This is a genomic window from Achromobacter sp. FW305-C-28, assembly GCF_058783235.1.
Map to the genome: position 1 here is coordinate 1 of NZ_JBYSYL010000021.1, position 21,025 is coordinate 21,025.

Genomic DNA, 21,025 nt, shown 5'->3' on the forward strand with positions numbered 1-21,025 from the left:
TTGCGCGTCAGTTTTTTACCGACCAAACCCTGCCGGTTTCTCCAACCTGAGACTGTCCACTTCGGGGGAGGAGGTCACTCGCTCCGACCGTCTATCAGACAGTGCCTACTTGACAGGGGTGCTTACGACTACCACCACAGCCTGGTGAGCAATCTGGCGGGTCATACCCAGCGCAGAACTTTAATGTCAGTCGGAATAACTCGAGGCGCAGGGCTTTAATGTCGATCGCAAAGCACGAAAAATCACAAGTGATTGATATATCTGGAATTCGTAGCGCAGAACTTTATTGTCGATGGCCACCGCAATCGTGGGCGCCCACTCCGCAAGCCACCCCCGCGCCGGGCGACCTACGAAGAACACTAGACGCCAACGCACACCCTCAACCTCGACGCTGTAGCGTTTCCCGTGGCAGTTCGCCAAAACGTTCTCGGTAGTACTCCGAGAATCTGCCTAGATGGCTGATTCCGACAGAGACCGCCACTTCCGTCACGCTGGTACAGGAGCCTTCCAGCAGACGTTCTCTTGCTGCGTCCAGCCGCAGCGTTCTCAAGGCGTGCATGGGTGTCGTCCCACGGTGTTCCTGGAACAGCCGTGTCAGCGCGCTGGCGCTGGCGCCTGCGCCTTTGGCTATCTCTGTCAGTGTCAGAGGAGCAGACAGATGCCGTTTCATGTACGACTCGGCTTGCGCCAAGCGGCGGGGGTGGGCGGGCGTCTGGCCGGCTTCGCGTTGCCACGTGTTCGGCTGGTTGTACAGCAGGTGCAGCACCAGCGTGTCTTCCAGGTGTTCCAGCCAGGCGGCGGGGGGCTTGGGGGCGCCGTCGTCCAGGGTGGGGAGCAGGTGGATCAGGCCGGTGACCATGCTGCGCCAGGCAGCGCCGATGGGGGTGTCCAGGCGTAGCGCGGGGGTGAAGTCCAGGGGGCGGGTGGCGGCGTCGCCGAAGATGCGGCGGCCGATGGTTTCCAGTTTGCCACGGGGGATCTTCAACAGCAGTTGTTCGCAGCCCGCTTCCCAGTGCAGCTTCAGGGCGCGGTTCGGAGCGATGACGGCCGCGCAGTCGGGGTGGGTGTCCACACTGTCGGCCCCGCATTCGATGCGCGCGCGGCCGTGCAGGGGGACCTGGACCAGCATGAAATCTTGCAGGCGGTCGGGTTCGATGTGGACTTCGGCGCCGTAGCGCAGCGTACAGACGCTCAGGGCGCCAAAACGGCCCCGGTTCAGTTCGGCGTCGACGCGGCCGCCTTTCCAGGTCAGGCGGTGTTCTTTCAGCGCTTCGGACACGCGTTCGCGCGTTTCCGCCGGCTGGGTGGAACTGAACACGCGCCTTTTGAGCAATGGCGCCAGCTCGATGCGGGACCAGCCGTGCATGGGAGTCTCCGGGACGGGAACGCTCCCGTATTGCCGACCAGCGTAAAGCAATCGGCCTGCCGTGGGAATTAAGTGAATCCCGGATAAGCGTGGGCGGAATCGGATAGAGCGGCGGGGCGGGCGGGCCTACTCTGGGGGTTGTTGGAAGGCGGCGCCGCGGCGCGTAAGCTGGCGATTTTCAGGGCGGCTTGCGGTAACCGACGGCAGACGGATTCTGTCAGCATCGCGCCGGCGGCGTCGGCGGACACATACGGGGTGGCTCATGAATGGAAAACAATGGGGTCGGCGCGCGCTGGCGGCGCTGGTTTGCATGACGGCTGCGGCCGGGGTGGCGGCCGAGGAAAAGATCAAGGTCGGGCTGTTGACCACGCTGTCCGGGCCGGGTGCGGCGCTGGGCAATGAAATCCGGGATGGCTTCAATCTTGCGTTGCAACATACCGGCGGCAAGCTGGGCGGGCTGGCAGCCGAAGTGGTGGTGGCCGATGACCAGCAGAAGGCCGACACCGGCCGCCAGGCGGTCGAGCGCCTGCTCAAGCGCGACAAGGTCGACATCATGACCGGGATCGTGTTTTCCAATGTGCTGCTGCCGGTGATGCCGGCCATTTTGCAGTCGGGCACGATCTATCTCAGCACCAATACCGGGCCCGAGAATTATGCGGGCGTGGGCTGTAATCCGAATTTCTTTGCAGTGGCCTGGCAGAACGAGGACATTCCCGCCGCCATGGGCAAGTACGCCGCGGATCAGGGCTTCAAGCGCGTGGCGCTGATTGCGCCGGACTATCCGGGCGGACGCGAGTCGCTCAATGGGTTCAAGCGCCTGTACAAGGGCGGCCTGTCTGAAGAGATCTATACCCAGCTGGGCCAGCTGGACTATGGCGTGGAAATCACGCGGCTGCGCGCCAGCAAGCCCGATGCGGTGTTCTTCTTTCTGCCGGGCGGAATGGGCGTGAATTTCATCAAGCAGTTCAACGGCGCGGGTTTGGGCAAGGACATCGTGCTGCTGGCGCCGGGCTTCTCTGGCGATGAAGACACCATCGGCGCCGTGGGCGCGCCGATCGAGGGCCTGCGCAATACGTCGCAGTGGGCGGCGGATCTGGACAATCCGGCCAACCGCCAGTTCGTGGCCGACTTCAAGAAGGCCTACAACCGCAGCCCCACGCTATACGCGTCGCAGGGCTACGACGCGGCCATGCTGCTGGATAGCGCGGTGCGCCAGACCGGCGGCAAGCTCGGCGCCGATGCGCTGCGTCCGGCGCTGCGCCGCGCCGACTTCAAGTCGGTGCGCGGCGATTTCAAATTCAATCGCAACCAATATCCCATCCAGAACTACTACCTGCGCACCATCGAGAAGGGCGCGGACGGCAAGCTGGCCAACAAGTTGTCGGGCACGGTGCTGACGCAGTACCAGGACCCGTTCGCCGCCGCCTGCCAGATGAAGTAGGCGCGGCAACGACCGCAAAGGAGCTTTACGCATGACAGCGACTATCTCGACCCGCGAGGTCACCATTGCCTCGCACGACGGTCAGTCTTTCGGCGCCTACCTGGCCGTGCCGGCCTCGGGCCACGGACCGGGCCTGGTGCTGTGCCAGGAAATCTTCGGCATCAACGATTTCATGCGCCGCACGGCGCAGGCCCTGGCCGAGGAAGGCTATGTGGTGCTGGCGCCCGATCTGTTCTGGCGCCAGCAGCCCGGCATCCAGCTGACCGATGGCCCCGCCGACATGCCGCGCGCCTTCGAGCTGTACCAGCGTTTCGACGTGGACCTGGGCATCAAGGACATCGCCTCGACCCTGGCGACGCTGCGGGCGCTGCCCGAGCAGCAGGGCGGCGCCGGCGTGCTGGGTTATTGCCTGGGTGGCAAGCTGGCCTATCTGGCCGCCTGCCGTACCGATGCGGACGTGGCCATCGGCTACTACGGCGTGGGCATCGAAGACAGCCTGGACGAAGCCGCGAACCTGCGCGGCCGGCTGGTGCTGCACATCGCCGAGCAGGACGGCTTCTGTCCGCCGCCCGCGCGCCAGCGCATTCTCGAGGCGCTGGGCGGCAAGCCGGGCGTCGAACTGTACGTCTACCCCGGCATGGATCACGCCTTTGCCCGCACGGGCGGTGCGCACTACGACAAGCCGTCGGCGCTGATGGCGCACCAGCGCAGCATGGCCGCGCTGCAACGCGTGATCGGCCCGCAGTTCGACTATTCGTCCCTGTGGGACAAGCACTGCGAATATGAATTCGGCACCCGCGACGTGGCCGCCACCATGGCCACGATGGTGGCCGAGCCTTACGTCAATCACATTCCCACCATGACGGGCGGCGTGGGCTACCGCGAGTTGTCGCGCTTCTATCAGCATCATTTCGTCAACAGCAATCCGCCGGACACCCGGCTGGTGCCGCTGTCGCGCACCGTGGGCGCCACGCAGATCGTGGACGAAGTGCTGTTCTGCTTCACCCACACCACCGAGATCGACTGGATGCTGCCGGGCGTGCCGCCCACGGGCAAGTATGTCGAGATTCCGCTGGTGGCCATCGTGAAGTTCCGCGGCGACAAGCTCTGCCACGAACACATCTATTGGGACCAGGCCAGCGTGCTGGTGCAGATTGGCGTGCTGGACCCCAAGGGCCTGCCGGTAGCCGGCCGTGACACCGCGAAGAAGCTGCTGGACGAGACGCTGCCGTCCAACACGCTGATGGCGCGCTGGCAAGACAGCGAGAACAAGTAGGAGACCGCCATGTCGTACAGCGATCAACAATTGGGCCAGATGGTGCGCGGCGACAGCGTGCACCGCAGCCTGTATACCGACCCGGCCATTTTCGACCTGGAGATGCAGCGCATCTACGGCCGCGCGTGGGTCTACGTGGGCCATGAAAGCCAGGTGCCCAAGACGGGCGACTATCACACCACCCGCCTGGGCGACCAGGACGTGCTGATGGTGCGCGCCACCGATGGCCGCGTGCACGTGCTGTACAACCGCTGCCCGCACAAGGGCGCCAAGGTGGTGGCCGACGGCGACGGCTGCGTGGGCAAGTTCTTCCGCTGCCCGTATCACGCCTGGACCTTCAAGCTGGACGGCAGCCACCTGGGCGTGCCGCTCAAGCAGGGGCTTGAAGGCACGTCCTACGACCCCACCGACCCCAGCTTTTCGATGCGGCGCCTGCCGCGCGTGGAAAGCTACCGCGGCTTCGTGTTTGCCAGCCAGGCGCGCGATGGCCAGGGGCTGGAAGACTTCCTGGGCGGTGCGCGCTCGTCCATCGACAACCTCTGCGACCGCTCGCCGGTGGGTGAGGTGGAAGTGGCCGGCGGCATCTTCCGCGTGATGCAGCGGTCCAACTGGAAGGTGTTCTACGAGAACCTGCACGACACCATGCATGCCCGCGTGACGCATGAATCGTCGTTCGCCGCGGCCCGCGACGAGGCCAAGGAAATCGGCGAGATGCCGTTCGAGCTGCACATCATGGATGGCAACGGCGAACCCTACGAGTTCTGGGAAAAGCTGGAACTGCGCGCCTACGACAACGGCCACGGCTACATGGAAGGCATCTTCAACCCGGGCGCGGCCGAGCGCGATCCGATCTCGCGCGAGCATTTCGAGACGCTGTCCGCGGCCTACGGACCGGACCGCGCCCGCGAGATCCTGGGCATGAACCGCCACAACACGGTGATCTACGGCAGCGGCTCGCCCCACACCGTGTTCCAGCAGTTCCGGGTAATCCGCCCGATCGCCGTCGACCGCACGCTGATCGAGATTCAGACCTTCCGTTGCAAGGGCGCGCCGGCCGGCGTGTTCAAGCGCGCCATGCTGTATGCCAACGTGATCAACTCGCCGTCGTCCAACGTCATGCCGGACGACATCGAGCTGTACAACCGCTGCCAGGAAGGCAACGCCACGCGCGGCGGCGAATGGGTCAGCATGCATCGCTACCACGGCACCGACCGCAGCGACGCCGACGGCATGGTGTCGGTCAACGGCACCAGCGAACTGCCGATGCGCAATCAGTTCCGCGCCTGGAAACAATACATGGAGGCGGGTCCGGTAAACCTGGTGCCGGCCCAAGGAGAAGGCGCGTGCTGCTAGATCTGGAATTCGACGTCTCGACCGATCAACTGGCGCCGGCCGACGTGCCGGCCGAGGCCTATCACCGCATCGCCCAGTTCCTGTACCGCGAGGCCCGCCTGCTGGACGAGCGCCGCTACGACGACTGGCAGTCGTTGTGGACCGACGACGGCATGTACTGGATGCCGCGCGAACCGGGCCAGGTCAGTCCCTACGACCACATCTCGCTGTTCTGGGAAGACCGCATGCTGCGCGACGTGCGCATCCGCCGCCTTGAGCACCCGCGCAACTGGTCGCAGCAGCCGCCCACGCGTAGCGTGCGGCTGGTGGGCGGCGTGCAGGTCGAAGGCGTGGACACGGGCGGAAATCTGGTGGTGCATTCGGCGTTTCAAATGACCGAATGGCGCAAGCGCCAGCCGCGCCAGCTGGCCGGGCGCTACACCCACAAACTGGCGGCCGACGGCGACAGCTGGCGCATCCGCATGAAGCGCGTGGACCTGGTCAATTGCGACGACGCCCACGACGTGTTCGAGGTATTCGTGTGAGCGCGCTTGATGCCGCGGTGCTGGCGCTGCACTACCAGAACGACGTGCTGCATCCGGAAGGCAAGATCCGCGTCGGGCTGGATGCCGACGGCGACGTGCGCCAGCGCCTGCTGCGCGGCGCTGCGACGCTGCTGGACAGCGCCCGCGCCCGGGGGCTGCCCATCGTGCACGTGCGCATTGCCTTCCGGCCCGACTACGCCGACCTGCTGCCCAACTGCGATATCTTTCGCAACGTGGCCAGCATCGGCGCGGTGGCCGAAGGGCAGTGGGGCAGCGATTTCTACGAGGGGCTGCAACCGCTGGCAGGCAGCACGCGTGAGTTCGTGGTCAAGCACACCCGCATCAGCGCGTTCTACGGCACGCCGCTGGAAGAAACGCTGCGGGTGCTGGGCGCGCGCCGGTTGGTGGTGGCGGGCGTGGCCACGCATTCCGTGGTGGAAGGCACGGTGCGGCATGCGGCCGATATTGGCTTTCACGTGATGGTGGCCGAAGATGCCTGCGCCTCGGCCGACCCGGCCGTGCACGATGCATCGCTGGCCAGCATGCGCCTGATTGCGCAGACCGGCTCGGTGGCGCAAGCTGTGCGCTGGGCCGCGGCGCCCCACTGATCAAGGATTTTCCATGGACTTTTCAGGCTTTCCCGGCTTGGCCGGCAAGACCGCCATCATTACCGGCAGCACGCAGGGCCTGGGCGCCGACATCGCACGCGCCCTGGCCGCGGCCGGCGCCAACGTGGTGCTGGTGGGGCGCAATGCGCAGGCCGGCCTGGCGCTGGCCGCTGAACTGGGCGAGGCGGCGCTGTTCTGCGAAACCGACATCGGCCAGGACAGCCAGATCCAGCGCTGCCTGGACGCAGCGCAGGCGCGCTTTGGCCGGGTCGACATCCTGGTCAACAACGCCTGCCAGTACGCGGACCGCGGCCTGGCATCGACCCGTGAAGAATGGCATGCCACGCTGGACACCAACCTGGTGTCGGCGGCGATTTTCACGCAGATGGTGGCGCCGCTGTTGGCGCGCGGCGGCGCGGTGATCAACCTGGGCAGCACCGGCGGCAAGTTCGGCGCGGCCGGGCGCGCGCTGTATCCGGCGTCCAAGGCGGCGCTGTTGCAGATCACCAGGAATTTCGCGGTTGAACTGGCGCCCGCCGGCATCCGCGTGCTGGCGGTGTCGCCCGCCTGGACCTGGTCGCCGTCCGTCGAGCAACTGGCGGGCGGCTCGCGTGCAGCCGCCGATGCCGTGGGCGCGCATTTTCATCCGCTGGGTCGGGTGGGCTCGGGCGAGGAGATCGCAGCAGTGGTGTGCTTCGCCTGTTCGGATGCGGCGTCCTGGATGACCGGCGTGGATATTCCGGTGGACGGCGGCTTTTCGATCCTGGGCCCGGACCGCGGCATCTCGCCGCGCACCTGGTTCAAGCAGTTGGCGCCCTGATGCGCGTGTCCTGATCCGGGCGCGGCGGTCTTGCGGACCGTGCGCCGCGTTCGTTGTCACGGGCCAGCGCCGGCACCCACGGCGCCCGGCGAGACGCCGCCGCCCGTCGTCAGCGAATGACGATCTGGCCTTCCTCCAGCGCGGCCTTGCCGCCCACCTGGTCTTCCAGGAATTCCTGCTGCTTGTTGCCCACTTGAATCTTCGCGCCGCCGCAAAAGCGGCGCGCGGCGATGATGGTGGCTTCATGCAGGGGTTGCAGGTCGCGGATCAGCTGGGCTTCTTCCTCGTCCAGCTGGATCAGGTCGCGGCCCAGCTTGGTGTGGGTGTTGCGGGCACGCTCGACCACGTCGCCGGTGGCGCGTTCGGGGTGCGAGTGCAGGAACAGCAGCAGTTGTTCCAGCTTGGCCTTTTCCTCGTTCATCTTCAGCCGCTTGCGCGTCAGCGCCGACCGCTTGATGTCGGCGTGCGGGTCCAGCCCGGCCTGCACCAGCGTGGGCACGCCGGCGGGCGAGCCGATGGTGCCGGCGCGCACCGACTTCAGCGCGCGGGTGTGGCCGCCGGTGATGGCCGTCTGCTGGCTGTTGGGCGCGCCCACGTTGACACTGCCGCCGGCAGCGATGCTGCTCTGGCGGATTTCGCGTTCCACCTCGACGTTCTGGCCGGCGCTGATGATCGAGTTCGCGATGAAGCGGGCCTTCAGGTCGCCGCCACAGACGATGTGCGCGGTGCGCGCGGTGGCGCCGGCGCCACCGCCGGGGTTGTCCTGCATGGCTTCGGCCATGCCGATGATGCCGCCCTTGACCGTGACGTTGCCGCCGGCCTCGACCAGCGCGGCTTCCATGGTGCCGTTGACGACCACGTCGCCCGTCACGCGCACTTCCATGGTGGCGCTGATGTCGCCACGCACCTGCAGCGAGCCTTCGAAATTGATGTTGCCGGTGGACAGGTCCACGGCATCCACCTCGACCACCGGATTGACCTGGGCGCCCTGATGGATCAGCTTGGGCGATCCGGCGATGCTGGCGCGCAGCAGGTTGGGGTCTTCGGGGTCGACTTCGACGCCGGACATGTCCTTGGAAAACGGGGTGTCGGGCAGTTCGTCCGGCAGCACCGGCTGGCCCAGCACGTCACAGCCGTCGATGCCCGGCAGGGGCGGCACCCGCCGCATCAGCGGCGTGCCGGCCGTGACCAGCAAGAGGCTGCCCAGGTCGCGGTAGTCCACCTGGGCGAGTTCGTCGATTTCCTGGGCGCGGGGCTTCAGCCGGTCCAGCAGGCTTTCGAAACGGGTGGGGGTGCCGCGGGTGGGCGGCGTGCCCTGGGCGATCAGCACCGTCTGGCTGCCGCCGCGTTCCACGGCGTCGGCCAGTTCCTGTTCCAGCACGCCATGCACGATGCCCTGGTCGGCCACGGCCTGGCGCAGCACGGCCAACGCTACCGGCTTGCCGCCCTTGGGCGGATGCAGGGTCACCAGGGCCGACATGCAGCTGGCGTCCACTTCCAGATCGAACGAGCCGTCCACCACCTTGCCTACCGGGGCCTCCACGGGTTCCGTGGCCTCGCGGCACAGGTCGATGAAGGTGATGACGGCGTGGTTGTCCAGCGCCTCGGTGGACCAGCCCTGGGCCGCGGCCAGCGCGGCCAGGGAATCCCAGCTGGGCAGATCGGTGCGGGTGGGGGCGGGGGCCAGGGCGGTGTCGCCTTGCTGCACGGCGGCCTCGGCATCCTGGGCGGGCGCAGCCGAGCCGCTATCGGCGGCGTCGGGGTGGGGAGCGGGCGGCGGCACGTACACCGCCGTCAGGACATTGGTATTGGCATCCAGCATTAGCTGGAGCGTGTGGTCTGCGCCCATCTGTCGCCTCTCCCGCCCGGCGCTTTACGCCGAGTTCATTCATTTAGTAATTAAACGAAATATTGCGACATATGTTAACCCATGAACCTTGGGCTACTGCCTAGTAGCGCCAGGGAAACTCAACCAAAAGTTGTAATGCCGTCCCTTATTTCAGCCTGGGAACCTGTAACGCACGCGATACAGGTCGGCCGGCAGCCGGATCGGACAGGTCCTAGGACATAGGCACGAGCGACAAAGCGTCGCAGCCGGCTCAGCATAGGCCTTCGATTCCGCGTCCCTGGACGCCGCCGGAGCGCCCACCCCATGTTCCGCCTTTCCTGCTTCCTGCCCCCCGCGCCTGGCGCCGCCTGGGCGCGCGCAGCCGGCCTGGCGCTGTCCATTGCCCTGGCCGGCATGGCGGCCGCGCTGCTACCCGCTGGCGCGGCCCATGCCGACGAGATCTACCGTTACAAAGACCCGTTCGGCGTCTGGCGCGCCATGAAGGTGCCCAACGGCTACGCCAAGTACTACAAGCGGGCCCAGGTGCGCACCGCGCTGCGCGGCAACCGCATCAAGGTCTGTCTGGATTGCGAGCCGCGGGCCGGCGACGGCGCCAGCGTGCTGGCGCTGGGCAACCGGGTGCTGCGCTGGGGCCCGGTGCCGCCGTCCACGGCGCACGACGGGCTGATCGCGCAGGCGGCCAAGGATTCAGGGGTGGACCAGGCGCTGATCACCGCGGTGATTGCGGTGGAATCGGGCTTTCGCAGCGACGCGCGTTCGCCCAAGGGGGCGCTGGGCCTGATGCAGCTGATGCCGGCCACGGCCGCCACGCTGCTGGCGTCCGACGATATCGAACGCGCGCTGGTGGACCCGGCAACCAATGTGAAGGCGGGTTCCAGCCTGCTGCGCCGGCTGATCGACCAGTATCCCGGCCGGCTCGACCTGGCACTGGCGGCCTACAACGCGGGTGAAGGTGCGGTGCGCAAGTACGACGCCGTGCCGCCCTATGCGGAAACGCAGCAGTACGTGCGTGATGTGACGGCGCTGTACAAGCACTACAAGGCGCCCTGAGGGGGAGCGGGCTGCCGGATCGCCCCTCTGGGGCGGTCCGGCGGGTGCCGCCTGGCGGCAGCTCGTACTCCGGCCACCGCTACGCCGGCCTCAGATCGAGGCGAAGACCTTTTCGGCGATGTCCAGCGTCGACTGGATGACGGCGTCGTCGTGGGTGGCCGAGACGAAGCCGGCCTCGAAGGCCGACGGCGCGAAATGCACGCCGCGGTCGAGCATGGCATGGAAGAAGCGGTTGAAGCGCGCGGTGTCGCAGGTCGAGACTTCCGCGAACGAAGCCGGCACCGTGTCGCTGAAGTAGATGCCGAACATGCCGCCCACCGAGTCGGCCGAGAAGGCCAGGCCGGCGGCGCGGGCGCGTTCCTGCAGGCCCTGGGCCAGCTTGGCGGTCTGCGCCGACAGCTTCTCGTAGAAACCCGGCGCGGCGATCAGGCGCAGCGTGGCCAGGCCCGCGGCCACGGCCACCGGGTTGCCCGACAGCGTGCCCGCCTGGTACACGCCGCCCAGCGGGGCGATGTGCTTCATGATCTCGGCGCTGCCGCCGAAGGCGCCCACCGGCATGCCGCCGCCGATCACCTTGGCCAGCGTGGTCAGGTCGGGCTTGACGCCCGACAGCCCCTGCACGCCCTGCGGACCCACGCGGAAACCGGTCATGACTTCGTCGAAAATCAGCAGCGCGCCGTGTTGCGTGCAGACCTCGCGCAGGCCTTCCAGGAAGCCGGGGGCGGGCTTGATCAGGTTCATGTTGCCGGCGATCGGCTCGACGATGATGCAGGCGATGTCGGCGCCGTGCTGGGCGAAGGCTTCGCGCACGGCGTCCAGGTTGTTGTATTCCAGGGTCAGCGTGTGCGAGACGAATTCGGGCGGCACGCCGGCCGAGCTGGGGTTGCCGAACGTCAGCAGGCCCGAGCCGGCCTTGACCAGCAGGCTGTCGGAATGGCCGTGGTAGCAGCCTTCGAATTTCACGATCTTGGCGCGGCCGGTGGCGCCGCGCGCCAGCCGGATGGCCGTCATGGTGGCCTCGGTGCCCGAGCTGACCAGGCGCACCTGTTCCAGCGACGGCAGGCGGGCGATCAGCGTTTCGGCCAGTTCGATCTCGGCTTCGGTGGGGGCGCCGAACGACAGGCCGTTGACGGCGGCTTCCTGCACCGCACGCACCACGTCGGGGTGCGAGTGGCCCAGAATGGCCGGGCCCCACGAACCGACGTAGTCGATGTACTGCTTGTCTTCGGCGTCCCAGACGTACGGGCCTTGCGCGCGCTTGATGAAGCGCGGCGTGCCGCCCACGGAGCGGAAGGCGCGGACGGGCGAATTGACGCCGCCGGGAATGCTGCGGCAGGCGCGTTCGAAAAGCTGAGCGTTACGGGACATGGCGGTCAAGGCTTCTGGTTGCGGTTAACGGAGTAAGGCGCCGAGCAGGCGGCCGCGGCGGCGCGGATGGCGGGCGCCTCGAACAGGCCGGTGATCACGGCGATGGAATCGGCGCCGGCGGCAGCGACCAGCGCCGCGTTGTCGGGCGTGATGCCGCCGATGGCGACCACGGCCGGACGGGGCGCGTCGCGTTCTTCGACCAGCGCGCGGGCTTCGGTCAGCACCGACAAGGGCGCACGCACCGTGTCGGGTTTGACCTGCGAGGCGAACATCGCGCCGAAGGCAATGTAGTCGGCGCCGGCATCCAGCAGTTCGCGGGCGCGGGCCAGGTCGTCGTAGCTGGAGCCGCCCAGGATCAGGTCGGGGCCGACTTCGGCGCGGATGCGGGCCAGGCTGTCGTCGTCGCGGCCGACGTGGGCGCCGTCGGCGCCGACCTCGAGCGCCAGGCGCCAGTCGTCATTGATGAGAAACACCACGCCCAGTTCGCGGCACAGCGGCGCCAGGGCGCGCGCCTGCTCGGCGCGTACGGCTTCGGGCACGTTCTTGCGGCGCAGCTGCAGCGCCCGCATGCCGCCGTCGGCGGCCTGGCGCACCGCGCGCATCAGGCGCTCGGTGTCGTCCCATTCGGGGGTGACGCCGTACAGGCCGGCGGGAAAACGCAGGGCTTTCATTGCGGTTGGATCCGGTTGGGAATGCGCCGGCCCATGCCCGGCAGGAAGCTGGCAGCCACCGCCGAATCGGCGTGCGCCAGGCCCTGGCGTACGGCCTCGGGCATTTCCAGGCCGCGGGCCAGCAGGGCGGTGATGGCGGTGGCGGCCAGGCCGCCGGCATCGCCGTTGCGGTCGGGCGGCGCCTGCCAGGGCAGGGTGGTGGTCTGGCCGTTGGGGCCCAGCAGCACGTTGGCGTAGTGGCCAGGGCGTTGCGGGCTGCCCAGCACCAGCACCCATTCGGCGCCGGCCGCGACCAGGGCGTGCATCGGCGACGGTGCGTCCCCGATATCGATGTCGCCGTCGGCGTGCCACTGCGCCAGGCGCAGGTGCTCGATGACCAGCAGGTCGGTCTGCGGCAGCACCAATTCCAGCGTGGCGGCCAGCAGGTCGTCGGCGTCGTCCTCGTCGGCGGCGTCGGCCGGCACCTGGGCGCGCTGGCCCAGGTGCAGCACCAGCGGCACCTGGCTGTAATCGGCGGCCACCTGGGCGGCTACGCTTGCCGTTTCGGCGGTGTATAGTCCGCCCACCTTGATTGCCTGCACGGACATGTCTTCGAGCAGGCAGCGCGCCTGGTCGTCCAGCAGGTCGGGCGATACGGGATGGATTTCTTCGATGCCGGCGGTGTCCTGCACGGTCAGCGCCGTGACGGCCGCCAGGCCATGACAGCCCAGCCGGGCGCAGGTAACGGCGTCCGCGGGCAAACCGTCGGCGCCCGAGGGGTCGAGCGGGCCGAAGACCAAAACGAGAGGGGGAGTAACGGAGGCCACGTGGACAGCGCTTGAGTGAGGGCGCCCCGTGACTCATTTGCGGTGAATCAGGGGAACCCCTATTGGGTTTCGGTAAGATTGTCCCCATTCTAATGGATGCCTTCCGCCTTTGCCCCATCACGGGGAAGACGGCGGGGAATTGATGTAAGAGAGAACTATGCGTACTTGGATGTGTCTGATTTGTGGCTGGGTCTACGACGAAGAAGCCGGCCTGCCCGACGAAGGCATCGCACCCGGCACCCGCTGGGAAGATGTGCCCCCGAACTGGGTCTGTCCTGAATGCGGCGCCCGCAAAGAGGACTTCGAGCTGATGGAAATCTGATCGGTCACATCGACCCGTTCCGCCAATAAAGGGGTTGCCATGACGGAAAAACACCACGAAGACCCCAAGACCCAGTCGGCCAACTTCGCCAACCAGTTCCTGATCGCCATGCCCGGCATGGTCGAAGGCAGCCTGGCGGGTTCGGTCATCTACGTCTGCGAACACACCGAGCGCGGCGCGCTGGGCCTGGTTATCAACCGCCCCACCGACCTGACGCTGGGCACGCTGTTCGAACGCATCGACCTGGCGCTGGAAATCGGCCCGGTCAAGGACACGCTGGTGTTCTTTGGCGGCCCGGTCCAGACCGACCGCGGCTTCGTGCTGCACGCGCCTGCCGGCGACTACAGCTCGAGCATCAAGCTGGGCGGCATGGCGCTGACCACTTCGCGCGACGTGCTGCAGGCCGTGGCCGATGGCATCGGCCCCGCCCGCATGTTGGTCACGCTGGGCTACGCCGGCTGGGGCGCCGGCCAGCTCGAAAGCGAAATGGGCCAGAACGCCTGGCTGTCGGTCGGCGCCGACGACCACATCATCTTCGACGTGCCGCCCGAAGATCGCTACCCCGCGGCCCTCAAGCTGCTGGGCATCGATCCCGTGATGCTGGCCGGCGATGCGGGCCATGCCTGAAGAAACCCTGCTTGGCTTCGATTTCGGCGAGAAAAAGCTTGGCATCGCCATCGGCAATACGCTGACGCGCCACGCGCGGCCGCTCGAAATCATTTTCAGCGAGGTCCGCGACGTGCGCTTCTCGCGCATCGCCGCGCTGCTCGCGGAATGGCAGCCGCACCGCGTGGTGGTCGGCCTGGCGCTGGACGCCGACGGCGGCGAACAGCCCGCCACCGCGCGCTGCCGCCGCTTCGCCAACCAACTGCACGGCCGCTTCGGCGTCACCGTCGAGCTGGTCGACGAACGCGGATCCAGCATGGAAGCCCAGCGCCTGCTGGGCACCCACGAGGCCGACGACGCCATGGCCGCCGCCGTCATCCTGCAACGCTACCTGGATAAACTGCCGGCGCCCTGACGCCCGCCCTCCGGTCCGCCCATGCTCAATCCCCAACTCGACCGCCGCGGCGAACTCATCCACCTGCTCACCACGGAAGGGCTGCCGCGCCGCCACGTCGAACGGCTGCTGGACGCGGCCGCGGGGTTTGCGCAGGAGGATGCGGCGGTCGCCAACGCCAGCACCGCAACACTCGCCAATCCGTCAGGAACCCTCGCGGCACCGTCTGCCGCGCCTCTGGACCTGCCGTTGTATCTCGGCGTGCCTGCCGATGACGCCGAGCTGCGCCGGGCCTATGCATCCGCTGGCCAGCGGCTGGGCTTGCGGCCGATCCCGCTGGATGACGACCTGCCTGCGGGGAATATCCCCGCGCCCGCCGCCGGCCTGCCTCCCGGCATCCTGGTGCTACGCCACAGCGCCAGCGGCGCCGCCGTCAGCGCGGCGGCGGCTGCGCCGTCCGGCCTGCGCATTCTCAATGCCGGCGACGGCATCCATGCCGACCCCTTGCCCGCCCTGGCGCGGGTGGCGGCGATGCTGCGCGCCAAGCAAGACCTGACCAACCTGGCCGTCGCCCTGATTGGCGACATCCGCCACAGCGCAGTCGCCCGCAGCCTGATCCACGCATTCACCACGCTGGGCGTGCCCGAAGTGCGCGCCGCCGCGCCGCGGACCTTGCTGCCCGACGGCCTGCCGCAGCTTGGCGTGCGTGCCTGCGCCACGCTGCAGGAATGCCTGGCCGATGCCGACGTGGTCATTGTCCTGCCGCTGCATATCGAATCCTTGAGCGGCGCGCTGCTGCCCTCGGCCCGCGAATACGCCGCCTTCTACGGCCTGACTTCGGCCCGCCTGGCGGCCGCCAAACCCGACGCGCTGCTGCTGCCCGCCGGCCGCTTGACCCCCGGCATCGAAGTCGACGGCGACCTGGCCGCCGGCCTGACCGCCGTCGACGCGCAACTGGCCGACACCGAACAGCATCTGCGCCTGGCGGCGCTGAGCGTCCTGGGGGCTGCGTCATGAGACTGCACATCGCGCACGGCCGTGTGATCGACCCGGCCAGCGGCCACGACGGCCCGCAAGACCTCTTCATCGCCGACGGCCGCATCGTCGCCGCCGGCCAGGCCCCGGACGGCTTCCAAGCCGATCGCTGCCTGGACGCCACCAGCCTGGCCGTGCTGCCCGGCCTGGTGGATCTGTCGGCCCGGGTGTTGCGGGATCCGGCGGCCAGCCATGGCGCGGCCGCGATGGCCGCTGCGCCAGCGCATCCCGAGCCTCTTGCGCCAGGGGCGCGCATCGCTCTATCCGACCCGCAGTTCGCCCCGGCCGAACTGCGCGCCGCGCTGGCTGGAGGCGTGACCACGCTGGTCCTGCCGCCGCAGCCCGACACGCCGCTGGACGAACCCGCCAAGCTCGACGCATTGCTGCGCCAGGCCCCGGCCGGCCAGCCCCGCATCCTGCCGCTGGGCGCCCTGACAGTCGGCCTGCGCGGCGATACCCTGGCCGAGATGGCGCTCTTGTCCCAGGCCGGCGCCATCGCGTTTTCGCAAGGCAACGCCGGTATTGCCGACACCCGCGTGCTGTGGGGCGCCATGCGCTACGCCAGCGGGCAGGGCCTGACGCTATGGCTGCACCCGCAAGACCCCTGGCTGGCCCAGGGCGCAGTGGTGGCCGCTGGCGCCTACGCCGACCGCCTTGGCCTGCAAGGCCTGCCGCCGCAGGCTGAAACATTGGCATTGCAGACGATCTTCGAACTGCAACGCGCCACGGGCGCTCGTGTGCATCTGTCGCGCCTGTCCAGCGCCGCGGGCCTTGAACTACTGCGCGCGGCGCGCCGCGAAGGCCTGCCGGTCAGCGCCGACGTGTCGGCCCACAGCCTGCTGCTGACGGATGTGGACATCGGCTATTTCGATACGAATTTCCACCTGACGCCGCCGCTACGGGGCCAACGCGACCGCGAGGCGATCCAGGCGGCCCTGCGCGACGGACTGGTGGAGGCGCTGTGCTCGGACCACACGCCGGTGGACGCCGCCGGCAAGGCCGCGCCATTCCCGCTGTCGCAGCCCGGTGCCACAGGGCTGGAACTATTGCTGTCACTGACGCTGAAATGGGCCCGCGACAACCGGATCCCGCTGCCGCAGGCGCTGGCCCGCGTCACGACCGGCCCGGCGGCCGTGCTGCGCGGCCTGTCGCCATCGCAGTCCGGCCGCGGCGACCTGGCGGTGGGCGCCCCGGCAGACCTGTGCCTGGTGGACCTGGAAGCCGAATGGCTGGTGGCCCCGCCCGCGCTGCAAAGCCACAGCCGCCACACGCCGTTCGCGGGTATGATGCTGCCCGGTCGTGTCCGCGCCACCCTGGTGGGTGGCAGCCCGGCCTGGGAGACCCCTGCTTGAAGCTGCTGCGCTTTGTCCTCCGGCTTTTTCTCGTCGTGCCTTTGATCCTCTTCGGCCTGCTGTGCGTGGGCCTGGTGTATCCGCTGCTGCGTCCCAAGTCGCGCGCCTGGCTGAACCGCACGTGGTCACGCTGCCTGATGGCAGCCTGTGGGCTGCGGGTCGTCTTCAAGGGCGAACCGCGCATGACAGGCCCGGTGCTGCTGGTGGCGAACCATGTCTCCTGGATCGACATTTTCGTACTCAACTCGGCCCGCGCGACGTCGTTCGTGGCCAAGAGCGAGATCCGCAGCTGGCCGGTGATCGGCTGGCTGGTGGCAGGCGCGGGCACACTCTTCATCGAACGCGGCCAACGCCACGCAGTCCACGCAATGGGCGAGTCGATGCAAGCCCGCTTCAAGCTGGGCGACGCAGTGGGCCTCTTCCCCGAAGGCACCACCAGCGAAGGCTTCGACCTGCGCCCCTTCCACGCCAGCCTGTTCGAACCGGCCAGGTCGGCCGCCATCGAAATCCAACCGGTCGCCCTACGCTTTCTGAAAGACGGCGAACGCAGCGGCTTCGCAGCATTTGTGGGCGAGGAGACGCTGGTGGCTAATCTTTGGAAGGTGATGGGGTCTACGGGGTTGTCAGTGGAAGTGGTGTTTTTGCCGGCTTTGGCGGCTAAGCATGCTGATGGGACGTTGCCTACCCGGTTGGAGCTGTCGCATCAGGCTCGGGATGCAATTCGGGCTGTGCTTTGATTCTTTTGATTCTTTGATCGGTTGATCAGTTGATCGGGTGGGCTGTTCTTCGTGGGTCGTCCCTCGCGGCAGTGGCATGCGGGGCAGCGCCTGATGGGCGGCGCGCGAGACGGTCAGCATGCGCAAGCAGGAGTCTGCCGCGCCGCCCATCACCGCCCCACCCCCACGACGTGCGGACCAATAGCAAACCACTCTCCACCCGCGCGAAGCGCACCCGCAACACAGTCAACAACACAAATGCCAAACGTGGCCGCCCGCGCGGCCGCGGCTTGGCGACCCTGTAGATCTCCTACCCTGACCACAGGTCTAGCAGCGCGACAAACTCAGACACACGTAGCCCCTTGCGGCGGCGGCATGCGGAGTGGGCAACCTCGATGCGCCCGAGGGAATCTGAAGGAGCAGCCGCAGGCTGGGACGAAGATGACGAAGGGGGGGCCCGCCTAGGGCAGTCCGGAGCGAAGGCTCCGGACCGCAATCGTGGGCGCCCACTCCGCATGCCGCCGCCGCAAGGGGCTACCTACGAAGAACTGACCAGCGCAAAAAACCCAGCGCAGCAAGCAAGCAAGCAACAAAGCCCCGTCAGTCACCCTCAAAAATCAGACAAAGCGTCACTCAGACATCGGATCCTGAAACTGCGAACACTTGATTTGCACCAGCTTCCGATCCTGCAACCGCAACGCCGTCAACGCCCCGCCCCATACGCAACCCGTATCCAGGCAGATCACATCCGGCCGCTGCATCAACCCCAGCGTAGACCAATGTCCGAATACCGTCGTGATATTGCGCGTCGCCCTGTTAGGGACATCGAACCACGGTACCAGCCCGGCCGGCCATGCGCCCGGCGTTACCTTTGTGGCGAACTCCATGTGGCCGTTTGGCGTGCACAGGCGGATGCGCGTCAGTGCGTTGATGATCACCCGCATCCGCTTGCCGCCCTTGTGGTCTTCCTTCCAGGTCGATGGCTCGTTGCCGTACATCTTTTGCAGCGCCTTCTGCCAGTTCGGGCCGCGCAGCGCGTCCTGCACTTCGGCCGCCAGCGACAGCGTCTTGGCCACGTCCCATTTTGCCAGCGTGCCTGCGTGCACCATCAGGTGGTCATGCTCGAAATGGGCCAGCGGGCGCGAGCGCAGCCAGTCGATCAGCGCGGCCGAATCCGGCGCGCGAAGAATTTCGTCGAGCGTGTCTGATTTTGACGGCTTGCGTACGCCCGCGGCCGCTGCCAGCAGGTGCAGGTCATGGTTGCCCAGCACCACTGTGGCACGGTCGCCCAGGTCGATGATGCGGCGCAGCGTTGCCAGCGACTGCGGGCCGCGGTTGACCAGATCCCCGGCGAACCAGAAGCGCGACTTCGGGTCGCCGACCAGTTCGGGATGGGACAGCAAGCGATCCAGCGGCGAGCAGCAACCTTGCACGTCGCCGATCATCCAGATACTGCTGTTCATGCGGGACTCTTACTCCAGGGCCAACGTTGTTGGACGATACGGGTAATGGTGTGGCGGTATTCCATGTAGCTCATGGCGCCCAGCGCCAAGGCCATGGCCCCGATATTCGGGCCCAGGGCCGTCAGCCAGGGCGGCCACTTGCCCAGCATGCCTACGTTCAACGCCAGCTGGTTCAGCATGAAAAAGCCCACGCCCAGCAGGATGCCGATAAAGACCTTGGCGCCCACGCCGCCGCGGCGCGTCTGCATCAGCCCGATGGGGGCCGCGATGGTGATCATCACCAGCAGCGTGAACGGATATGCCAGTTTGCGCCACAACGCGACAACCTGTCGACCATATTGCAGCTGGTTGTTGCGCAAATAATCCACATAATCGAGCAGCGTCACGATCGACATGCGCTCGGGCGTCAGCACCCGGGCCAACAGACGTTCGGCGCTGAGCGTGGTGTCCACCGTGCGTTCGGGCACCTTCACTACCGTGGCGGGGGGGTTCTTCGGGGGGCGCGCGTTGGCCAGCGCTTCGGCGGCCTCGTCGTCCAGGCGGGTTTCGGCCACGTCTTTCAGCACCAGGTCGCCGTGGGCGAACAGGCCCGTGGGGGCGGTCGACAGCACCGACAGCGTCAGGTCTTTCTTGAACTCGTACAGCGTCACGCCCGTGACCTGGCCGTCGCCCTTGAGTTCAGCGATGTTGATGATGCGGGTGCCGCCGTTGGCCGTGGGTTCCTTGAACCAGTAGCCGCTGTTCAGGCGGTCGCCGCCGGCGCGGCCGCGAAATTGCAGGTTGGCTTCGCCAGACTTGATTTCGGCCCAGGGCGTGACGTATTCGGACAGCAGGGCCGCGCCGATCATCAGCGGAATGGTCACGATCCAGAGCATGCGCAGCAGCCGCATGCCGCTGACGCCCGACACCCGCAAGATGACCAGTTCGTTACGTTGGGCGAGGCCCGCCAGCGCCAGGATCGCGCCGATCAGGAGGCCGATCGGCAGCAGGTCGTACAGGCGGGTGGGGATGGCCAGCGCCTGCATGTACAGCAAGGCCAGCATGGAGAACTTGTCGCCCACGTTGTCCAGGTCGTCCACCAGCGCGAAAAACGTGAAAAGGCCCAGCAGGGCCATAAGGACCACTGCACAAGAGCGATAGATCTCGCGGGCCAGGTAGCGACGTGCGGTACGCATGAAAAGGGACGAGTGAGCGCGTAAACGTGAAAGCTTAACAAATCCCGCCGTTCAAGGTGGGTGCAAGCCTTGGAAATCAGTCGGTTTCTCGTGTCAGGGGATGTCCACCATCTGCATCCGGCGGGTCAGGGTGTAAACGCGGGAGTTCAGGTAGTTGGAATTGCGGTGGCTGTCATAGAAGCGCGGGTTGGGCAGCATGGCCGCCAGCCGGGCCGACTGGCTGGCCCCCAGGTTGGCCGCCGGCACGTTGAAATAGTGCTTGGCCGCCGCCTGGGCGCCGAAGACGCCCACGCCCCATTCCGCCACGTTCAGGTACAGCTCCAGGATGCGTTCCTTGGTCATGACGTGTTCGATCATGTAGGTCAGCACCAGTTCCTGGCCCTTGCGCACGTAGCTGCGGGAACTGGACAGGAACAGGTTCTTGGCCAGTTGCTGGGTGATGGTCGAGCCGCCGCGCATCTTGCTGCGGCCGGCTTCTTCCTGCTTCTGGTTGTATTCCCAGGCCTTGCGAATGGCGTCCCATTCGACGCCGTCATGTTCGGTGAAATTGGAGTCTTCGGATGCCACCACCGCCAGCTTCAGGCTGCGGTTGATCTTGTCGTAGGGCACCCATTCATATTTCAGGCGGAAATCGACATTGCCGTCCTGCAGGCGGGCCAGTTCCTCGCGCATCACGGCGCTGCTGCCCGGGTTCTGGTACTTGTACCAGACCACCAGCCCGAACAGCCAGAACTGGTACAGCAGCACCGCGCACACCAGCGCCATCAGCACGCCGGTGATGATCCGGAACCATGAGCGGCGCTTGCCGCTCTTGCCGCGGGCGGCCATCG

21 protein-coding genes are annotated in these 21,025 nt (G+C 67.2%); 13 read left to right on the forward strand and 8 right to left on the reverse strand.

What is annotated here, in order from left to right; translation table 11 throughout:
• Positions 1-379: 379 nt before the first annotated feature.
• Positions 380-1,366 carry an AraC family transcriptional regulator gene (locus AC3WMR_RS30220; protein ID WP_492266891.1) on the reverse strand — a complete coding sequence of 329 codons (987 nt, stop codon included), beginning with the start codon at positions 1,364-1,366 and terminating at the stop codon, positions 380-382.
• Positions 1,367-1,628: 262 nt separating this feature from the next.
• On the opposite strand from AC3WMR_RS30220, the gene AC3WMR_RS30225 reads away from it, so the two are divergent.
• Genes AC3WMR_RS30225 through AC3WMR_RS30250 form a run of 6 tightly spaced genes read left to right on the forward strand, consistent with a single transcriptional unit; the run spans position 1,629 to position 7,388 of the window.
• Positions 1,629-2,807, forward strand: coding sequence for an ABC transporter substrate-binding protein (locus AC3WMR_RS30225; protein ID WP_492266892.1), 1,179 nt, complete (start codon positions 1,629-1,631; stop codon positions 2,805-2,807).
• Positions 2,808-2,838: 31 nt separating this feature from the next.
• The gene (locus AC3WMR_RS30230; RefSeq protein WP_492266893.1) at positions 2,839-4,083 is read left to right on the forward strand and encodes a dienelactone hydrolase family protein; all 1,245 of its coding nucleotides are present in this window, start codon (positions 2,839-2,841) and stop codon (positions 4,081-4,083) included.
• 9 nt (positions 4,084-4,092) lie between these two features.
• The gene (locus AC3WMR_RS30235; protein ID WP_492266894.1) at positions 4,093-5,436 is read left to right on the forward strand and encodes an aromatic ring-hydroxylating dioxygenase subunit alpha; all 1,344 of its coding nucleotides are present in this window, start codon (positions 4,093-4,095) and stop codon (positions 5,434-5,436) included.
• A complete protein-coding gene (locus tag AC3WMR_RS30240) occupies positions 5,427-5,960 on the forward strand; it encodes an aromatic-ring-hydroxylating dioxygenase subunit beta (RefSeq protein ID WP_492266895.1) in 534 nt (177 codons plus the stop codon). Before AC3WMR_RS30235 ends, AC3WMR_RS30240 begins: the two co-directional genes overlap by 10 nt.
• Entirely contained in the window at positions 5,957-6,568 is a 612-nt protein-coding gene (locus AC3WMR_RS30245; RefSeq protein ID WP_492266896.1) for a cysteine hydrolase family protein, read from the forward strand. Before AC3WMR_RS30240 ends, AC3WMR_RS30245 begins: the two co-directional genes overlap by 4 nt.
• Before the next feature lie 13 nt (positions 6,569-6,581).
• Complete coding sequence (locus AC3WMR_RS30250; RefSeq protein ID WP_492266897.1) at positions 6,582-7,388, forward strand: SDR family oxidoreductase; 807 nt, start codon at positions 6,582-6,584, stop codon at positions 7,386-7,388.
• 109 nt (positions 7,389-7,497) lie between these two features.
• On the opposite strand, the gene AC3WMR_RS30255 is transcribed toward AC3WMR_RS30250, so the two are convergent.
• Positions 7,498-9,237, reverse strand: coding sequence for a flagellar assembly protein A (locus AC3WMR_RS30255; protein WP_492266898.1), 1,740 nt, complete (start codon positions 9,235-9,237; stop codon positions 7,498-7,500).
• A 303-nt stretch (positions 9,238-9,540) separates the two neighbouring features.
• Here AC3WMR_RS30255 and AC3WMR_RS30260 point away from each other — a divergent pair, with 303 nt between their 5' ends.
• Entirely contained in the window at positions 9,541-10,287 is a 747-nt protein-coding gene (locus tag AC3WMR_RS30260; RefSeq protein WP_492266899.1) for a lytic transglycosylase domain-containing protein, read from the forward strand.
• Between the two features lie 90 nt (positions 10,288-10,377).
• On the opposite strand, the gene hemL is transcribed toward AC3WMR_RS30260, so the two are convergent.
• From hemL to AC3WMR_RS30275, 3 genes are read right to left on the reverse strand one after another with little or no spacing between them, the layout of a single operon-like run.
• Positions 10,378-11,655 carry a glutamate-1-semialdehyde 2,1-aminomutase gene (gene hemL, locus AC3WMR_RS30265; protein ID WP_492266900.1) on the reverse strand — a complete coding sequence of 426 codons (1,278 nt, stop codon included), beginning with the start codon at positions 11,653-11,655 and terminating at the stop codon, positions 10,378-10,380.
• A 5-nt stretch (positions 11,656-11,660) separates the two neighbouring features.
• Positions 11,661-12,326, reverse strand: a complete 666-nt coding sequence (thiE, locus tag AC3WMR_RS30270; RefSeq protein ID WP_492266901.1) for a thiamine phosphate synthase — start codon at positions 12,324-12,326, stop codon at positions 11,661-11,663.
• Positions 12,323-13,132: a bifunctional hydroxymethylpyrimidine kinase/phosphomethylpyrimidine kinase gene (locus tag AC3WMR_RS30275; protein WP_175193429.1), complete on the reverse strand. Its 810-nt coding sequence runs from the start codon at positions 13,130-13,132 to the stop codon at positions 12,323-12,325. Before AC3WMR_RS30275 ends, thiE begins: the two co-directional genes overlap by 4 nt.
• 157 nt (positions 13,133-13,289) lie before the next feature.
• On the opposite strand from AC3WMR_RS30275, the gene AC3WMR_RS30280 reads away from it, so the two are divergent.
• Genes AC3WMR_RS30280 through AC3WMR_RS30305 form a run of 6 tightly spaced genes read left to right on the forward strand, consistent with a single transcriptional unit; the run spans position 13,290 to position 17,578 of the window.
• The gene (locus AC3WMR_RS30280) at positions 13,290-13,454 is read left to right on the forward strand and encodes a rubredoxin (RefSeq protein WP_003814980.1); all 165 of its coding nucleotides are present in this window, start codon (positions 13,290-13,292) and stop codon (positions 13,452-13,454) included.
• A 39-nt stretch (positions 13,455-13,493) separates the two neighbouring features.
• Complete coding sequence (locus AC3WMR_RS30285; protein WP_492266902.1) at positions 13,494-14,081, forward strand: YqgE/AlgH family protein; 588 nt, start codon at positions 13,494-13,496, stop codon at positions 14,079-14,081.
• Entirely contained in the window at positions 14,074-14,475 is a 402-nt protein-coding gene (gene ruvX, locus AC3WMR_RS30290; RefSeq protein WP_492266903.1) for a Holliday junction resolvase RuvX, read from the forward strand. The genes AC3WMR_RS30285 and ruvX overlap by 8 nt, the downstream gene beginning before the upstream one ends.
• A 21-nt stretch (positions 14,476-14,496) precedes the next feature.
• On the forward strand, positions 14,497-15,471 hold the full coding sequence (locus AC3WMR_RS30295; RefSeq protein ID WP_492266904.1) for an aspartate carbamoyltransferase: 975 nt from the start codon (positions 14,497-14,499) through the stop codon (positions 15,469-15,471).
• Complete coding sequence (locus AC3WMR_RS30300; RefSeq protein ID WP_492266905.1) at positions 15,468-16,841, forward strand: dihydroorotase; 1,374 nt, start codon at positions 15,468-15,470, stop codon at positions 16,839-16,841. Before AC3WMR_RS30295 ends, AC3WMR_RS30300 begins: the two co-directional genes overlap by 4 nt.
• Positions 16,838-17,578, forward strand: coding sequence for a lysophospholipid acyltransferase family protein (locus AC3WMR_RS30305; protein WP_025137962.1), 741 nt, complete (start codon positions 16,838-16,840; stop codon positions 17,576-17,578). Before AC3WMR_RS30300 ends, AC3WMR_RS30305 begins: the two co-directional genes overlap by 4 nt.
• Positions 17,579-18,186: 608 nt before the next feature.
• Here AC3WMR_RS30305 and AC3WMR_RS30310 read toward each other — a convergent pair.
• The 3 genes from AC3WMR_RS30310 to mtgA form a co-directional block, all read right to left on the reverse strand.
• Complete coding sequence (locus tag AC3WMR_RS30310; protein WP_492266906.1) at positions 18,187-19,020, reverse strand: symmetrical bis(5'-nucleosyl)-tetraphosphatase; 834 nt, start codon at positions 19,018-19,020, stop codon at positions 18,187-18,189.
• Positions 19,017-20,195 (reverse strand): LPS export ABC transporter permease LptG, encoded by a 1,179-nt coding sequence (lptG, locus tag AC3WMR_RS30315; RefSeq protein ID WP_175193417.1) that lies wholly within the window; start codon positions 20,193-20,195, stop codon positions 19,017-19,019. Before lptG ends, AC3WMR_RS30310 begins: the two co-directional genes overlap by 4 nt.
• 93 nt (positions 20,196-20,288) lie before the next feature.
• The gene (mtgA, locus tag AC3WMR_RS30320; protein WP_175193416.1) at positions 20,289-21,023 is read right to left on the reverse strand and encodes a monofunctional biosynthetic peptidoglycan transglycosylase; all 735 of its coding nucleotides are present in this window, start codon (positions 21,021-21,023) and stop codon (positions 20,289-20,291) included.
• Positions 21,024-21,025 lie beyond the last annotated feature (2 nt).

Excerpts from the sequence above, each read along its gene's own strand:
- AC3WMR_RS30220 (WP_492266891.1), bottom strand. The coding sequence starts at position 1,366 with ATGCACGGCTGGTCCCGCATCGAGCTGGCGCCATTGCTCAAAAGGCGC.
- AC3WMR_RS30225 (WP_492266892.1), top strand. The coding sequence starts at position 1,629 with ATGAATGGAAAACAATGGGGTCGGCGCGCGCTGGCGGCGCTGGTTTGC.
- AC3WMR_RS30230 (WP_492266893.1), top strand. The coding sequence starts at position 2,839 with ATGACAGCGACTATCTCGACCCGCGAGGTCACCATTGCCTCGCACGAC.
- AC3WMR_RS30235 (WP_492266894.1), top strand. The coding sequence starts at position 4,093 with ATGTCGTACAGCGATCAACAATTGGGCCAGATGGTGCGCGGCGACAGC.
- AC3WMR_RS30250 (WP_492266897.1), top strand. The coding sequence starts at position 6,582 with ATGGACTTTTCAGGCTTTCCCGGCTTGGCCGGCAAGACCGCCATCATT.
- AC3WMR_RS30255 (WP_492266898.1), bottom strand. The coding sequence starts at position 9,237 with ATGGGCGCAGACCACACGCTCCAGCTAATGCTGGATGCCAATACCAAT.
- AC3WMR_RS30260 (WP_492266899.1), top strand. The coding sequence starts at position 9,541 with ATGTTCCGCCTTTCCTGCTTCCTGCCCCCCGCGCCTGGCGCCGCCTGG.
- hemL (WP_492266900.1), bottom strand. The coding sequence starts at position 11,655 with ATGTCCCGTAACGCTCAGCTTTTCGAACGCGCCTGCCGCAGCATTCCC.
- thiE (WP_492266901.1), bottom strand. The coding sequence starts at position 12,326 with ATGAAAGCCCTGCGTTTTCCCGCCGGCCTGTACGGCGTCACCCCCGAA.
- AC3WMR_RS30280 (WP_003814980.1), top strand. The coding sequence starts at position 13,290 with ATGCGTACTTGGATGTGTCTGATTTGTGGCTGGGTCTACGACGAAGAA.
- AC3WMR_RS30285 (WP_492266902.1), top strand. The coding sequence starts at position 13,494 with ATGACGGAAAAACACCACGAAGACCCCAAGACCCAGTCGGCCAACTTC.
- ruvX (WP_492266903.1), top strand. The coding sequence starts at position 14,074 with ATGCCTGAAGAAACCCTGCTTGGCTTCGATTTCGGCGAGAAAAAGCTT.
- AC3WMR_RS30295 (WP_492266904.1), top strand. The coding sequence starts at position 14,497 with ATGCTCAATCCCCAACTCGACCGCCGCGGCGAACTCATCCACCTGCTC.
- AC3WMR_RS30300 (WP_492266905.1), top strand. The coding sequence starts at position 15,468 with ATGAGACTGCACATCGCGCACGGCCGTGTGATCGACCCGGCCAGCGGC.
- AC3WMR_RS30310 (WP_492266906.1), bottom strand. The coding sequence starts at position 19,020 with ATGAACAGCAGTATCTGGATGATCGGCGACGTGCAAGGTTGCTGCTCG.
- lptG (WP_175193417.1), bottom strand. The coding sequence starts at position 20,195 with ATGCGTACCGCACGTCGCTACCTGGCCCGCGAGATCTATCGCTCTTGT.
- mtgA (WP_175193416.1), bottom strand. The coding sequence starts at position 21,023 with ATGGCCGCCCGCGGCAAGAGCGGCAAGCGCCGCTCATGGTTCCGGATC.